The 15,357-nt window shown below is 45.2% G+C and carries 13 protein-coding genes; all 13 read right to left on the bottom strand.

What is annotated here, in order from left to right:
- Window positions 1-463: 463 nt before the first annotated feature.
- The 13 genes from ACVKSX_RS14320 to ACVKSX_RS14260 all read right to left on the bottom strand — a co-directional run bounded on the left by ACVKSX_RS14320 (window position 464) and on the right by ACVKSX_RS14260 (window position 15,331).
- The gene (locus ACVKSX_RS14320; RefSeq protein ID WP_163762649.1) at window positions 464-1,093 is read right to left on the bottom strand and encodes a glycoside hydrolase family 19 protein; all 630 of its coding nucleotides are present in this window, start codon (window positions 1,091-1,093) and stop codon (window positions 464-466) included.
- Between the two features lie 1,376 nt (window positions 1,094-2,469).
- The gene (locus ACVKSX_RS14315; protein ID WP_163762648.1) at window positions 2,470-2,973 is read right to left on the bottom strand and encodes a chemotaxis protein CheW; all 504 of its coding nucleotides are present in this window, start codon (window positions 2,971-2,973) and stop codon (window positions 2,470-2,472) included.
- Complete coding sequence (gene cheA / locus ACVKSX_RS14310) at window positions 2,970-4,919, bottom strand: chemotaxis protein CheA (RefSeq protein ID WP_163762647.1); 1,950 nt, start codon at window positions 4,917-4,919, stop codon at window positions 2,970-2,972. Before cheA ends, ACVKSX_RS14315 begins: the two co-directional genes overlap by 4 nt.
- Window positions 4,909-5,811: a flagellar motor protein MotB gene (gene motB, locus ACVKSX_RS14305; RefSeq protein WP_307378463.1), complete on the bottom strand. Its 903-nt coding sequence runs from the start codon at window positions 5,809-5,811 to the stop codon at window positions 4,909-4,911. The genes cheA and motB overlap by 11 nt, the downstream gene beginning before the upstream one ends.
- Window positions 5,808-6,704 carry a flagellar motor stator protein MotA gene (motA, locus tag ACVKSX_RS14300; RefSeq protein ID WP_132499866.1) on the bottom strand — a complete coding sequence of 299 codons (897 nt, stop codon included), beginning with the start codon at window positions 6,702-6,704 and terminating at the stop codon, window positions 5,808-5,810. The genes motB and motA overlap by 4 nt, the downstream gene beginning before the upstream one ends.
- A gap of 101 nt (window positions 6,705-6,805) precedes the next feature.
- Window positions 6,806-7,363, bottom strand: a complete 558-nt coding sequence (gene flhC / locus ACVKSX_RS14295) for a flagellar transcriptional regulator FlhC (protein WP_132499865.1) — start codon at window positions 7,361-7,363, stop codon at window positions 6,806-6,808.
- Window positions 7,353-7,718, bottom strand: coding sequence for a flagellar transcriptional regulator FlhD (gene flhD / locus ACVKSX_RS14290; protein ID WP_307378468.1), 366 nt, complete (start codon window positions 7,716-7,718; stop codon window positions 7,353-7,355). Before flhD ends, flhC begins: the two co-directional genes overlap by 11 nt.
- Window positions 7,719-8,064: 346 nt before the next feature.
- Window positions 8,065-8,793, bottom strand: a complete 729-nt coding sequence (locus tag ACVKSX_RS14285; RefSeq protein WP_307378613.1) for an RNA polymerase sigma factor FliA — start codon at window positions 8,791-8,793, stop codon at window positions 8,065-8,067.
- Between the two features lie 165 nt (window positions 8,794-8,958).
- Entirely contained in the window at window positions 8,959-10,599 is a 1,641-nt protein-coding gene (locus ACVKSX_RS14280) for a methyl-accepting chemotaxis protein (RefSeq protein ID WP_163762677.1), read from the bottom strand.
- A gap of 64 nt (window positions 10,600-10,663) precedes the next feature.
- On the bottom strand, window positions 10,664-11,551 hold the full coding sequence (gene flgL, locus ACVKSX_RS14275) for a flagellar hook-associated protein FlgL (protein WP_132499862.1): 888 nt from the start codon (window positions 11,549-11,551) through the stop codon (window positions 10,664-10,666).
- A gap of 11 nt (window positions 11,552-11,562) precedes the next feature.
- Entirely contained in the window at window positions 11,563-13,194 is a 1,632-nt protein-coding gene (flgK, locus tag ACVKSX_RS14270; protein ID WP_163762645.1) for a flagellar hook-associated protein FlgK, read from the bottom strand.
- A 107-nt stretch (window positions 13,195-13,301) separates the two neighbouring features.
- Entirely contained in the window at window positions 13,302-14,228 is a 927-nt protein-coding gene (flgJ, locus tag ACVKSX_RS14265; protein ID WP_132499860.1) for a flagellar assembly peptidoglycan hydrolase FlgJ, read from the bottom strand.
- Entirely contained in the window at window positions 14,228-15,331 is a 1,104-nt protein-coding gene (locus ACVKSX_RS14260) for a flagellar basal body P-ring protein FlgI (protein ID WP_274594800.1), read from the bottom strand. The genes flgJ and ACVKSX_RS14260 overlap by 1 nt, the downstream gene beginning before the upstream one ends.
- Between the last annotated feature and the right edge of the window lie 26 nt (window positions 15,332-15,357).

The raw sequence follows: 15,357 nt of genomic DNA, 5'->3' as shown, positions 1-15,357 counted from the left end.
TTATAAGGATATTTCTCTTAGGAAAAGTGCAAACTGAAAATAGTACAAAAACACCAACCGTATTAACTCTCAGCACTATGTATAACCTTTGACCCACTTCCCACACCGCATTGTGTATATATACAATCAGAGCAATACTTTTAAAATCAGTGAAGACAGGAAGTGATGACCTGAAATACAGGTTACAGGAAAAGAAGAGTATTCTATCCCTGAGTAGCAAGCATATTTACCTGCGGTGGTTTTTCTCAAAATATGCCGGTGATGTTATGTTTCTCCTGATGGCTATTTTCAATTCTTCCAGACCGAACATTCAAAAATTTAAAGCCAGCATATCATTAATGATAGCTAGCAAACATTTCATGACTAGCGCCGTGATGGAAATGATGGGAAATCATGATGATTACTTTATACGGTATAAGTGATCTCATAGTAAGAAAGTAATGAACAGATCGATGTAAAAAAATTATTTTGACAAGACATTTAGAGCCATTTTCGTTTTAATTATACGCTCCTGTAGCCCATTGCTGCCACCATTTATTATGCGTGTGAGTCCACCAATATCACCGGCATCAGCATATCTGTTACAATAACGTGAGGCCCAGTACCAGCCAGCTGAGCGCGCAGCGTAACTATCCTGAAGCAAAAGATCTGGCTCAATAATAAGCGGCAGATTCAGCGCTTTTCCGCATGCTTCATAGTTTTCAAAAAAGGTGATCTGTTTGAGACCGCGCCCGCGAAACTTCCAGCCATCACCGATGTTGTTATTACCGAAACGACCACTATAAACCAGATTTGCTATTGCAGCCTGTTCCTCATGCGTCAAAGATCCTTGCCCGGGTTTGCGTCCAAGCTTTTCACGCTGTTGGTTACTTAATCTTGACCCGAAAACCTTCAGTCCTTCTGTCGAATAATTAAAATTTTCGCTAAGCGTGAGAAACCCACCGGACTCATAACCTGTCTGAGCTATAAAATGTGCCCGCTGTCTCGGCGTATCAATACTGAACTCATTCATTGCCATGCTAACATGCAAATACCATCTTTCTGTAAGGGCTTCACTGATGCCGGCTGCAGCCATAAACTGTTCTTTATTCATTTTTTATACTTACCAATAAAATTTAAAATTTTCGTTAGATTTTGTTTGGGCCCATTTATGAACCGGCTGAATGAAAGATCTTTCGTTATAACACCTGATACTTTAACGTTAAGCTATCCGTACCAACACCAGAATCGATAGCCAAAAAGTTTTCATATGCATATAAATCTTATAAAAGCATACATAACTGAGACTTATTGTAATATCCTTTGAACTCTAAAGAAAGAATGATAATTATTGTGCTAATCAATTATAGAAAAACAGACTTCCGCCAAATGATTCTTAAATTCAGCAGTTATTAACAATTAAAAAGTTGATAATGTGGTTCATCTTTCTTTAAAATTAGTAGCCAGTCATACTCTACATCAATTTTTCTTGCAAACTTTAATCCAATCCTGCAAAGCATTTTCAGCTGAAGGTTTCATATTTTATACATGTAAAGTATCATTAGAATAATGAAAAATCTTATTCTTTATAGAAATCCATTAACTTATTTTTGCAAGATATATCACATCTTTTCAACCAAGATTGCCATAACTTGTCAGTATGAGTATATGATTCCAATCCCCAGATAATTCATATGCCGAAAATCCAATTTAGAATTAAACGAAAAATTCCCTCCTTTACGTTAGCATGTATGCATAAAAATTAAGGTCAGACTTAAAGAGATTGGAAAAAGCTCCTATCAGTAACTTCAGTTGGTGACTACATCATCATTTTTCGGTCTATATACCAATGTCATGCCCTTCACCGCCTGTATGTTAATTATTAAAACTCATTATTAATGATTAATTAATATTAAATGATAAACGCATTGTTGAATGTGGCTGATATTGGCCTAGTATTATCTTTATCAACGGGGGGTGATATGCAGCTCCATGTCACTTATTTTTTATTCAACCATAAGTGGTCATTAGATGTGTGTTAAGCAATTTGCTCATAAAGTTGTTCTTTTGACAATGATAAAGCGCGCTACAACGATGCCTGCTATCTGTGATGAGCATGATCTGGCATCAAGAATAGTAATCCTGAAATATGCGGAAGAAAATATCGAATGCCCTAAATTTAAGCGTTGGGTACTAAATTTTTGCAAAAAAAATAAGCATTGATTTTTTTCATTGTAATTGTTGCCTCACCAGGGAATTTAACAATTATCGTATATCAGTATCAGAAAAAAAGATGCAGCTTTTAAACACACATTTCACGCTGGGTAGATTATCTGGTAAGAGAATGAATACCTTATCAGTCAATACCTTTCGCGCAATGATAGGCTTCCGACACGTCGCATTAACATGCATACCGAAAGCCTATAAATTTTACTTTCATTATAATAACTATATTTTATAGTACCCAGAAGTTATATTGATATCAGAATTTCACAACTTGCCTTCTGCCTGGGCATGTATAAGCTCAAGTTCGTCTGTACTTAACAATTTTTCGATGTCGACAAGAATGATCATACGACCGTCTGCAACACCAAGCCCTGCCAGATAACGATCTGATAATACTGAAGCCATATCGGGTGTTGGCTTTATCTGCTCAGTGTTAAGAGTAATAACATCAACAACACCATCCACCACCACACCCACTACCCGTTCTTCCAGATTAAGAACAATAACAACAGGCTGGATATCATCATGCACTGTAGATAGCTTAAATCTCAATCTGAGATCGATTATAGGAACAATTACACCACGCAGATTCGTAACGCCAGTAACAAAAGCAGGTGCACTCGGGATTCGGGTCATACGTTCACAGTTGCGTATTTCCTGTACCTTAAGAATATCAGTACCGTATTCCTCGTTGCCTAAACGAAATACAAGGTAATCCTGTGGATAGGTGTCATTTTTATTCATCTTATGCTCTTCCGATAATGTCATGTTGTTACTCCGTCAACCCGAGATATACATTCGGGAATCTTCTTTTTATGTTTGTCAAAAACGAATAATTCTGCCACATCAAGAATTAACGCTACGCTTCCGTTGCCAAGAATTGTGGCAGCAGAGATGCCTTGCACTTTGCGATAATTCTGCTCGAGGTTTTTTACAACAACCTGCTGCTGCCCGATCAGCTGATCTACACATAATGCATAGCGACAACCTGCACTTTGAACAATAACAACAATACCATCAGCGCTTTCTGTAGGGTCTGATACCCGTAAGCGTTCGCGCAGCCTGATAAGCGGAAGATACTCCCCTCTTACATGCAGAAGTCGATCTCCACCTACAAATCCACGTATCATTTGAGGAGTTGGGCGCAGCGATTCCATAACGGCACCAAGAGGCAAAACATAAATCTCTTCTTCAACCTGTACGAGCATGCCATCAAGTATGGCAAGCGTAAGTGGCAGAAGGATCCTGACCGTTGTGCCGGCATTCAATCTGGAAGAAACATCAACATGTCCTCCCATTGCATTTATATTTCTGCGGACGACATCCATACCGACACCGCGGCCAGAAACATCTGTAACACTTTCTGCTGTGGAGAAACCAGCTGAGAAAATCAGCATCCATACTTCTTCATCACTCAACGTGTCACTGACAATCAATCCCTGAGATCGTGCCTTTTGAAGGATTTTTTCCCTATTGAGCCCGGCACCATCGTCAGACACTTCAATAATAATGTTACCGCCATGATGCTCTGCTGAAAGAGTCAGTTTTCCGGTTGCTGGTTTTCCTTTTGCAACACGTTCATCCACAGGCTCAATGCCGTGATCGAGCGAGTTTCGTACGAGATGAGTAAGAGGATCAATGATGCGTTCGATAAGACTCTTATCCAGTTCAGCGGTGCCACCAATAAGAATCAATTCAACTTCTTTATTCAGACGAGCACCAAGATCATGTACTAATCGCGGAAAGCGGCTGAATACATAGTCCATAGGCATCATCCGCACTGACATTACTGACTCCTGAAGCTCACGGGTATTTCTTTCAAGCTGCGCCACGCATTGCTGAAGACGATCACTACTACCGGTATCAGAATGACTGGTGAGCTCTGTCAGCATTGCCTGGGTTATGATCAACTCACCCACCTGATTGATTATCTGATCCACCTTGCTCACTGCAACACGTATATTTCCTGTTTCAGGTGGAGATGGCCGCGATGATTGTGCAATCTGGGTATTGGCAATAGCAGGAGTGTCAGTATTTCCGTCTGGCGTATTACAGACTTCTTCGGGTCGTACAGTTATCTGAGACTCGTCCAGTATGAAACAGAGTACGCAAACAATGTCCTCTCCGCTCGCGCTTGTAAGAAGCCTGACTGAGAGGCTGGTGGGCGTTGATGATACGTCTACCAGTTCTCCAAGATGAGTAAGCTCCTCTTTCAGAAGGATTTGTTCCTCAGCATCAACATCTTTGATTAATACAGTCAGCAACGACTCCGCAGAATTCCTGATCGCTTTGTTCCCGGAATCTGCCTGATCCGGTAATGCTGATGCTTTTTCCTGTAGTGCAATTTGCTGAAGTGCATCAGTTATGTACAGGTAACCTGCTTCATCGGGTTCCTGTGATGTTTTATAAGCTTCCAGTTGCGCCTGCATAATATCCTTGGCCTGTAAAAACAGATTGATAATGGTTCTCGTGAGCGTCAGCCTGCCGCTTCGCGCGTTATCCAGAATGTTTTCAAGCAGATGTGTGGTTTGCTGGAGCAGGGAAAACCCAAACGTGCCAGCTCCCCCCTTGAGAGAGTGCGCGGCACGGAATATAGCGTTAAGTTCCTCTGCGTCAGGCCTGTCAATGTTCAGCTTAAGCAACTGCTGCTCCATCTCGGCCAGCAGTTCTTCTGCTTCACTGAAAAATACACCTGAGAACTCGTTAATTTCCATCGGTAAAGCCCTGAACGTGGCTAACATTACTTTCGCTGTTGTCTGCCTGCATATTTTGCATTAGTGCATTTTTAGCCATGATCTCATTTTCTCTCGTCCTGCTGAGCACAAGGATGCTTATGCGGCGGTTACGCGGATCATCTTTATCTATATCTTCAAGCGGCATCTGGCTTCCGGTGCCGATTACACGCAGAATTCGATCATCGTTAAGGCCGCTATTTACCAATACTCGCCGTACAGCGTTAGCACGCCCTGCAGATAGCTCCCAATTGCTGTAACCACCCACTCCGCCTGAATAGGGCAAAGCATCGGTATGTCCTGTCAGGCTTATTTTGTTTGGCAGCTCTTTTAGTAATGGGACCATTGCCTGTAATATGCCGTCCATATAGGATTCGGGCATTTCACTGCCCAGCCTGAACATCGGACGCTGCTGAGAATCGGTTATTTGTATCAGCAAACCGTCGTTGGTCAGAGTGAGCAGCAGATTTGATTTAAAATTATTTAATCGCGGATCTGTTTCGATCATCTGTTGCAGTTTGCGTTTAGCATGCCTGAGGTTATCAGCCATCATAATTCGCTTCCCCGGTACAGCCTGGCTTCGATTTACTTCACCATCCTGTTTTAACGGATCTGCACCTCCACCTGGAATGACACTGTCACTGAGGCTTGTCCGGTTCCCTTTGGCCAGAGCCGGGTTCAGTGGCGCAGAAAAGTACCCTGCAATCTGCTGCTTATCCATTTCGCTGGACTGAGATAACAGCCACATAACCAGGAAAAAAGCCATCATTGCAGTCATAAAATCGGCATAGGCAATTTTCCACGTTCCTCCATGATGAGCGTGCTTTTTCCTGCCACGTTTGCGTGAAATGATGATTGGAGCGTTGTTTTTCATGCTGCCGCGTCCGCAGACGAGCCTTTGGCTTTACTGACTGATTTAACCTCACGAACATGTTTTTCAAGCTCCTCAAAGGATGGCCGGTCATTTGTGTAAATGGTTTTACGACCGAATTCTACGGCTATCTGAGGCGCATAACCGTTAAGGCTTGACAGGAGCGTGACTTTGATACACTGAAGGATTTTTAGCTGATCGGAACTTTTCTGACGCAATAGGGTGGCTAACGGAAGAATAAACCCGTATGCAATAAGTATGCCAAGAAACGTTCCAACCATAGCATGAGCAATAAGCTCACCGAGTTCTGCCGCCGGACGGTCTGCTGCGGCTAGTGCGTTAACTACACCCATGACCGCTGCGACAATTCCAAACGCAGGAAAAGCGTCGCCAACATTATTGAGGCTGTTAGCAGGAACCTCCAGTTCCTCTTCGCAGGTTTCGATTTCCTCGTCCATAAGCGCTTCAATTTCATGTGCATTCATGCTGCCACCTACCATCAGGCGAAAGTAATCCAGAATAAATGTACTGAGTACCGGATCGTTGAGCAGCTGGGGATAGGCACTGAAGATCTCACTGTTTTTCGGGTCTTCAACATCTTTCTCAAGTGACATCAGGCCCTGAACGCGACTTTTCGTAAGCAGCAAAAACAGAAGAGCCATAAGGTCCATATAAACAGCTCTGTTATATCTTTTACTGATTATCAGTTTAACCAGCGCTTTACCCGTTGCTTTGAGCGCTTTGATATTATTTCCAACGATAAAAGCGCCCAGCCCGGCACCGCCGATGATCAGTAATTCTATCGGCTGAAAGAGAGCAGCAAGGTTGCCGCCGGAAATGTAGAAACCACCAAAAACGGTGGCAATAACAATGCAGTAGCCAATGAGAACCAGCACAAAACCTCCCTTAACGAATTAAAGCAGCACGCCGAAATTCGTGCTGCCTGCGAAGCGTTACTTACATCATTACATGGACAGAATTGAGGCATTTAAACCTTTCAGCACAAAGCCTGTACCGGCTCCTGTGTCATCAGGGATACCTTCGATTTCTTTAACGCTCTTGAAGGCGGACTGCACAGGCTACAGGTAAACGGGTGTTTTACTGATTCCACAGTCACCACAAAACCACCGCGACAAACGCAACAGGTCTTACGGGTAATAATTCCGCAATCAATAAAACGAATGAGCGTCCATGCACGCGTCAGATCCAGTACGATTTTATCTGCAGGTTCAGGACAGCACTGCTCCAGATATAACCGGTACGCCTTCATTAGAATTTCAATTGACCGACCCTTTTCTGATTTTTTCAGATAAAGGTAAATATTGTAAAACATTGAAGAGTGAATATTCTGCTCCCATGACATAAACCAATCTTCGGAAAAAGGAAGCATTCCCTTTGGGGGCGGATTACCACGAAGCTCCTTGTACAACCCAAGTAGCCGGCGACGACTTAAAGTTGTTTCCGTTTCCAGCACCTGCATTCTCGCGCCGAGTGAGATTAACTCAACAGCAACCTGAGTCTGATAGATATCCTGAAGCAGACTTTTATCGCGCATTCCATTCATTCCTTTTTACCTCTACAGGCTCCTCTTCACTGATTGCATTGAGCAGTTCTGTGGAAAGAATGATGCCAGTATGCACCTGCTGCAAGGCTTCAATACGCGAATCTTTTGTCAGATTTTCAATGACAACTTCATTATCCACACGCAGACGACAAATAAGCTGGTTCGTGAATGCGAGTTTCATTAACTGAGGCAATGACAACTCTTTTAGATTATCCAATGTGGCCTCGGTCAGGCCGAGACGAAAACCTGCAGCAAATTTATCCTGACGAATCAGACGCTGTGCGAGCAGAAGATAAGACAGATTTATATCGTGGATATCCTGCAAATATTCATTTGAAACAGACATGGCACTACACCTCAACGTATAAGTATTATAAGAAGTAACAGTTAAAATAAAACCAACAACGGATACAGCTTCTATTACACATGGCAAAATTTCGGCATCTCCGCCCAAAGAGGGGAGAATATCGATACCGCATGTTCTGCATGAAGAATGCTGTCTCCGGGAGTGGAAAAATCATAACCTTAAGAACTTTCCTGAACAACAGACCAGAAAATTCCCACTTCGGATTAAACACGTTAATTCGTTGATCTGAATCAAATTAAACGGTTGTTAAACGTTCTTAATCTCGAAAGTCTTAAGAAGATTCTCAGATTAACACCGCATTTAACTAAATTATGTTACAGAAATGTTATTCAAATTTATCCTGATTTAATCGACTGCGTAACCTTTTTATTGCAAGACTATGCAACTGACTAATCCGGGTTTCGGTTAGATCAAGAATAAGAGAGATTTCTTTCATATTCATCTCATGCTGATAGTACATTTGTAGTATCCGCTGCTCTCGTTCGGGTAGAAAACGAATGTGCTTTGCAAGTACATTCGTTATATTTTCCCTGAATGCCTCGTTAAACGGGTCGAGAGACTCCTGCTCGTTGCCGTTACTTTCCCAGGAATCATCATAGTTTTCCTGCAACTCTTCTATAGAATAAATCTGACTTGAGTTGTTATCCGATAGAACTTTATGTAATTCATTAATGGAAACTCCCATTTCCTGTGCAATTTCAGTTTCGGTTGCTTCTCTACCCATCTCCTGTTCAATTTTCTGTATAACAGAAACGATCTCGCGAGAATGTGTTCTTATGCGCCTTGGAACCCAGTCTCTTTCACGTAGTTCATCGAGGAATGCCCATCGCACACGTTGCGTAATCCATGCACTTAAAGTTACTCCTTTTTTAGGATCATAATTTTCAATTGCACCTAAGAAACCTATTGCACCGGCCTGGATTAAGTCGTCCAATTCCACACTGGCCGGAAGGCGCTTATGGAATTTCAAAGCCTCCTTCCGGACAAGATAGTAGAAACCAGACCACAATGATTCTTTATCCTTAATGCCTTCAGCTGTATATATTCCTTCCACTTCGTCCCCCACCTGAATTTCAGCCACCTATTATCCGATGGTGAGGTGAGATCGAATAGCGCAATAAGCTATTACAAAAATATCCAATCTGCTATTTAGAATCTGACGTCACTGCTTAGGAATTAAAGCCGCAAAAAGTAAAGTTCATTGTGTATTCAAACTTCTTTAAAAGGTCTCCCACTCAGCGTTATCTGTTGTGGCAGGAGCAATACGCTGACGGACAAGTGTTTTATCCTGTAACAACACAGTTTTATCTGTGCGTCGATCGGAATCAAGTTCAAACTGACCCACCAGCTTTTCAAGTGTATCTGACTGATTCTCCAGATCGCGAGCGGCCATAGCGGCTTCTTCTACCATTGCTGCATTTTGCTGAGTTACCAGGTCCATTTCATTAACCGCCTGGGAAATCTGATTAATGCCGGCGCTCTGCTCGTCTGATGCAGAAGTAATCTCACCCATAATTTGCGTGACCTGTGCAACAGAGGTCACAATGTCATCCATAACTAAGCTTGCCTGTTTTACCTGATGGGAACCGACATCCATATTACTGACACAGGTATTAATAAGCTGATTGATTTCCTTTGCAGCTTCAGCGCTACGTCGCGCAAGATTACGAACTTCTTCTGCCACTACCGCAAAGCCGCGCCCCTGCTCACCTGCGCGAGCAGCTTCGACAGCTGCATTGAGGGCCAGAATGTTTGTCTGATTGGCGATACTGTCAATGACACCATTAATATCGGCTATCTGGCGGGAACTGTTGGATATCAAATGCATGATCTCTTCCAGATTCTTCATCGCATTACCGCCCTGCTGAGCATTCCCGCTTGCACTTTCAGCCAGCTGTTTTGCAGTATGTGCATTGTCGGCGTTCTGACGAACCGTTGTCTTGATTTGTTCCATACTGGCAGCAGTCTGTTGCAGTGCAGAAGCCTGCTCTTCAGTACGAGATGAGAGATCATTATTACCGGTCGATATCTCCTGGGCGCTGGCGTGGATCGTAAGTACGCTCTGACGGATACCAAGAATGGTATCAGTCAGTGTATTACGCATGAATTCCAGTTCACGCAGCATTTTGCCGATTTCATTATCACTGCTGTTTTCGATTGCCCTACTGAGATCACCAGAAGCAACACGTCTCAGAATTTCAATCGTGGCTTCCATACGACGCACCAGTGCCTGACGAAGCCAGAAGCGCACGCCCATTAACAGGATTAAGGAAAAGATAATCACAATGCTGCCCGTAACAATCATAACGAGATTGTCATGTTCAGCCTCGTTGATATAGCTCTGACTGTTCTGCTTTGATACTTCAGCGTAACGCCCAATTTTTTCACGCAGTACTGTGCGCAGCTGCATGTCATTTTCAAGGGAACCTGTATAACCACGTGGATTGCTCAGAAAGTCAAACCGCTGCTGTGCTACCTGATAAATGTTATCAAAGGCAACCCTGATTTCTTCAGCAGCACCCTTTTCCTCTGCGGTATTGAAAGGAGATGCCAGAAAAGCATCAATATTTCCTCGTGCTTTTACGAGGACGTTGTGGGTGTGTTCTGAGAGCTCTCTGGATACGGGCTGCCCGAGCATCGACTGCAGCATGAGACCGTTGGTATTTGCCATTACAGCTGAAATGTTGTAAGCGGCATCCCTCATCTGATCGTTGTTATCAGAGGCAACGAGGATATGTTTAAAGTTTGTGTTGGTTCCCAGCGAGTTAAACACTGAATAAGACGTCAGCGCCAACAGTAAAAGTGTGAACATGAAAATGATGGCACTAATGCCGGTGTAAATATTTATTTTCTTTAACATAGGTGTTTGCCTGCTGTGCATCAGCTTCAACAGGCTCTCCTGAAATGAGATTAAAGGGAGAAGTTTAACGATTGAACAGATTCATTTTCTGCATTGACTGAAACACCATCATTGAAGCATTCAGCGCAAATTCAGACATTTTTGAGTCCATTATTAATGATGTCATCGTTCCATAATCTGAACCGATTGCATTCTGAACTTTTACAATCGTGTCATTAATCAGCACATCGCCATTTGTATCCAGTGCGTCCAGCTGCTGAAGATTTGTGCCAATTTCGGCCTGAGCCTTGCCGACTTTTTCAAGTCCTGTGCTGAGGCTATCCATGAGGTCTTGTAGTGCAACCTTCAGAGTTGCTTCATCAACAGGTGTATTATTCAGTTCTGTTATAGCTTTGTCAGCAATGGAGAAGATACTGTCAAAAACCTCATCGCCAAGATGTCCAGATGGCATTTCTGAGCCCTCTGCTACTGACAATGTTTTTACTGTAGTGCCACCCTGATAATTTCCGGACGCATCAAAAGCTGCAGAATCTGTGTCATATCCGGCGAAAATATAGCGCCCACTGCTATCGCGGTTATTAGCGAGGTCCAGCAAATTATCCCGGATGCCTTTTATTTCAGCGCCCAGCGCATGCCTTGCTTCATCTGAGCTTTCAGATTTAGCCGCAACGGCTTTCTCATTCAGCGTTGCATAGAGGGCGCTTACGCCATTCAGGATGTTTTCTTCATGTTGCAGGGTACCGCGCACACGTGAACGTGCATCGCTGTAGAGCTCAAGCTGCGAAAGAGCATCCTGATAGCGAACTGCGTCTGTTGCTCCCTGCGGATCATCCGATGCACGAAGCAGCGTTTTTCCGGAAGAGAGTTTCATGTAGACCTCATTGTTTTCACTGACGCGCTTCGACATGCTCTCCGCGCTTTGCTTAAACATATAAAGCGTGCTTATCCGCATCTTTTTTTCCTTTATCTGATGGTGAGCAGCGTATCGAAGAGCGTCGTGGCAGTCTGCAGGATCTGACTGTTAGCCTGGTAGTACTGCATGAACATCTGCATGTTGACCATCTCTTCATTCATATCAACACCAGAGAGGGCCTGCTTGGTGTTGTACTTTGTTTCAAGATCAGTGGTGGCTGATTTGAGTCCGGACTGTACTGATTTTGCACTGGCTCCGATGGTACCGACAAGGCGGGTATAGGCACCGGTCAGCGTATCTCCTTTAATGAGTTTTTCGTTCTGTATTTCCAGCAGTGCCTTGATGTTTTCGTTGTCGTCTGATGCACCACGCGTTTTGGCTGCGGCAATCTGATCAGCATCAGTGAGGTGACGACTGATACCTTCTGCCATGCCTGCCATAGGATTGAGTGTGAAATTGTCTCCCGGAGACGGATTCATGCCGGTTGTGTCGACTTTTATGCCGTCGAAGGCGAGCTCCTGCCCCGGATTTGCGGTTTGTTGATTTCCTGATGCATCGGTCACTGTCCAGTTTGTGCCATCGAAACTGATCGTGTAATCCTGAGATTTTACCTGCGTGTAATCATCAACCTTAATACTGCTGAATGCTCCGCTGCCCTGATTGCCAGAACTGCCTATAGCCTTTGGATCAGGCAGGTTAAAAATTTCTTCTCCTGCTTGTCCGTTCTTGTCGACGCCCAGTTTATGCTGCTGATTCATGCGGCTTGCCATCACGAAAGCCATTTCATTGAGCTCACTGCGCGCTGTGGCAAGGTCATCATTACGGAATCTGAACAGTCCGGCCAGCCGGCCTTTGGTTATACGGCTTTCGTCTAGCTCTGCTGCCTTGCCATCACTGCCGATGTAAGAGACAGATGTTTTTCCCGGATCAGCTGACGACGGGCCTGCAGAAAAGCGATAGGCCTGCTCTCCGGAGACCAGCGGGCGGCCATCTGCAAGAGTTACATCAACCCGCCCCGTGATTTTGTTTTCACTGACCTCAATTCCTATCTGTCCGCCAAGACTCTCGAGAAGCTCATCACGCTGATCGAGTAAATCTGCAGGCACAGAGCCATTCTGCGCCTGAATCCGCTCGAGCTGCTGGTTAATTTCAGCCAGCTGTTCGGTGGTGGTGTTAATATCTTTCACCGTTTGCTCAATGTGCGTATTGGTACTTTTTTCGAGTCCGCTCAGTCGCTTCCCACTTTCATTAAAACGCTGGGTCAACGCGCCAAGGCTGTTAAATACAGCAGAGCGTGAGGCGCTGTCTGAAGGATCAGCACTGAGCGTAGACATTGCTTTAAAGAGGTTGCCCAGAGAAACGGAAACGTTGTCAGATTCGTCGCCAAGCATATTGTCGATATCGGTAAGCTGCTCGCTGCGCGCGTCCAGCGCGGACCACACAGACACGGAGGTACGAAGCTGCGAACTGGCAAATGCGTCATAGGCGCGTTCAACGCCCCTGACCATTGCCCCATATCCGTAAAAGCCGTTGCCAGTGGTCAATCCGCCGGATTCGCCAATGATAATGTCACGACGGCTGTAGGAAGATGACATACCATTAGTCAGATTACTGCCGACAATGCTTAGCGCGGACTGTGCTGTGCTAAGTCCGCTTTTAGCAAGATTAAACAAGTTATTCATATGCGTTTAATGCCATCCGTTGTAGACAGCCCGACACCGGATGCCGGGTTAGTGTTTTATGCCCTGATTATTTCATCGGCGATTTTGAAATTATCTGAAATGAATACTCAAAATATTTTCGATAGATCGTTCCCGTAGGCTGAAACACCCTGCTGAATGCTGCCTTTGATCTTTTGAATAATACTGACGAGCTTACTGGCATAAGCTGGATCTGTTGCGTAACCGCTTTCCTGGAGGGCTCTGGCACCCATTTCCGGGTTTGCAGAATTCAGTACACGCTTGTAACGCGGATTATTCGTCAGTAATTTTGCATAGTCTGAAAGTGCGTGCTCATAAGACTCGTACACACGGAAGGCTGCGCGGACCTTATGCTTTACGCCGTTAACATATTCTGTGGTCGTAATTTCAGTGGTTTTGCCCTGCCAGTCACCAGTAGCTTTAATACCAAAAAGGTTATGGCTGGGCTTTCCCTCAGATGTTGTTATTTCTCTACGGCCCCAGCCGGATTCGAGCGCAGCCTGCGCGAGAATGAGATGAGGATGCACGCCAGTTTGCTGAGCTGCCACTTTTGCCGGACGTATCAGTTGCCGGATAAAAGTATCAGAACTCTGTCCTGCAGGCGTAAAATCCACTGGCGCCGGAAGTCTGAGCGGGCCTGTGGCAGTGCGGGCGTGAACATTGTTTGGCAATGAAAAAGGCTCACGTGGTGGTGCACTGATGACAGCAGGGGTTGTATCACCACCAGCCTGTCGTACGATAAGATCGGCGAAGCCGAGGTGTCCACCTGCTGCAATATTCTGTGCCACCTGCTCGTCATGCATTGATGTGAACATGTCGGATGACTGACTGTGCAGCAGATCATCTTTAAATGTGGCATCACGCATGCTTTTCATCATCATCTGTATAAATACAGCCTCAAGCTGCTTTGCAGCAGCTCTGAGCGCGCCTGGTGATGCCTGTTTTGCTTCGCGTCTGAGCCCGTCCAGAGTTCGGACATCAAAGGCTGCGCCCCTGAAACGATCAAGCTCGTTCATCAGTTGATCTCCAGTTTCGCGCGCAAACAACCTGCGTTTTTCATTGCCTCCAGTACAGCCATAAGCTCATTGGGCGTTGCCCCGAGATTATTCAGGGCACGGACAACGGCATTGAGATCAGTGCTGGTACGAACATTCTGCACTGCCCCGCCACCGTCTCTGACCGTAACGGTATTCTGCGGGAGCACTACCGTTTCACCACCGGCAAACGGTGTATCGGGCTGGCTTACCGTATTGTTTTGTGCTATTTCAACAGACAGTGCGCCGTGTGCTACTGCACACGCATCCAGCGAGACATGGCGATTCATAACAACCGAGCCGGTACGGGAATTCACAATAACCCGTGCATCCTGAACGTTCACGCTCACCGGTATGTCCTGGACGGTTGCCAGAAAGCGTACCCGGGATGGAGCATCAGCAGGCGCAAACAGGCGTACTGTTCGTGCGTCTTCTGCCACCGCGACACTGCCACCGGCGTACCGGCTATTAATGGCATCGCTGATATTCTGCGCCAGTGAAAAGTCAGACTCACTGAGCTGCAGCCGCACTACATTCTGACTGGCAAAATCATTAGGCACTTCGCGCTCAACCATGGCACCGCCGCTGATTCGACCGCCGTTGAGCTGATTGACCTGCACACGTGAACCGCCCGACTGAGCGCCGGCACCGGATATCAGTACGTTACCCTGAGCTACTGCATAAATCTGATTATCAAGCCCCTTAAGTGGCGTCATCAGCAGCGTCCCTCCCCGCAGACTTTTTGCATTACCGAGAGAGGATACAACCACGTCAATCCGGTCACCGGCATGTGCAAAAGGAGGCAGCTCTGCTGTCACCATGACCGCAGCGATGTTTTTGAGTTGCATATTGGTTCCGGGAGGAACTGTGATACCAAGCTGTGAGAGCATATTGCTCAGGCTCTGGCCGGTAAACGGAGCCTGCATGGTCTGATCACCAGTTCCGTCTAGACCTACCACAATGCCATAGCCCATCAGCGCATTGGGGCGAACTCCCTGGACTGTAACCAGATCGCGGATCCGTTCAGCATGAGAAACTTTAGGGATATTCAGCACAATGCTCATGAACAGTGCACTGATTATCATGATAATTTTTTCTTTTTTCATAAGAT

The organism is Pantoea sp. PvP021 (assembly GCF_054056055.1).
This window is presented reverse-complemented; position numbering and strand designations above follow the sequence as displayed.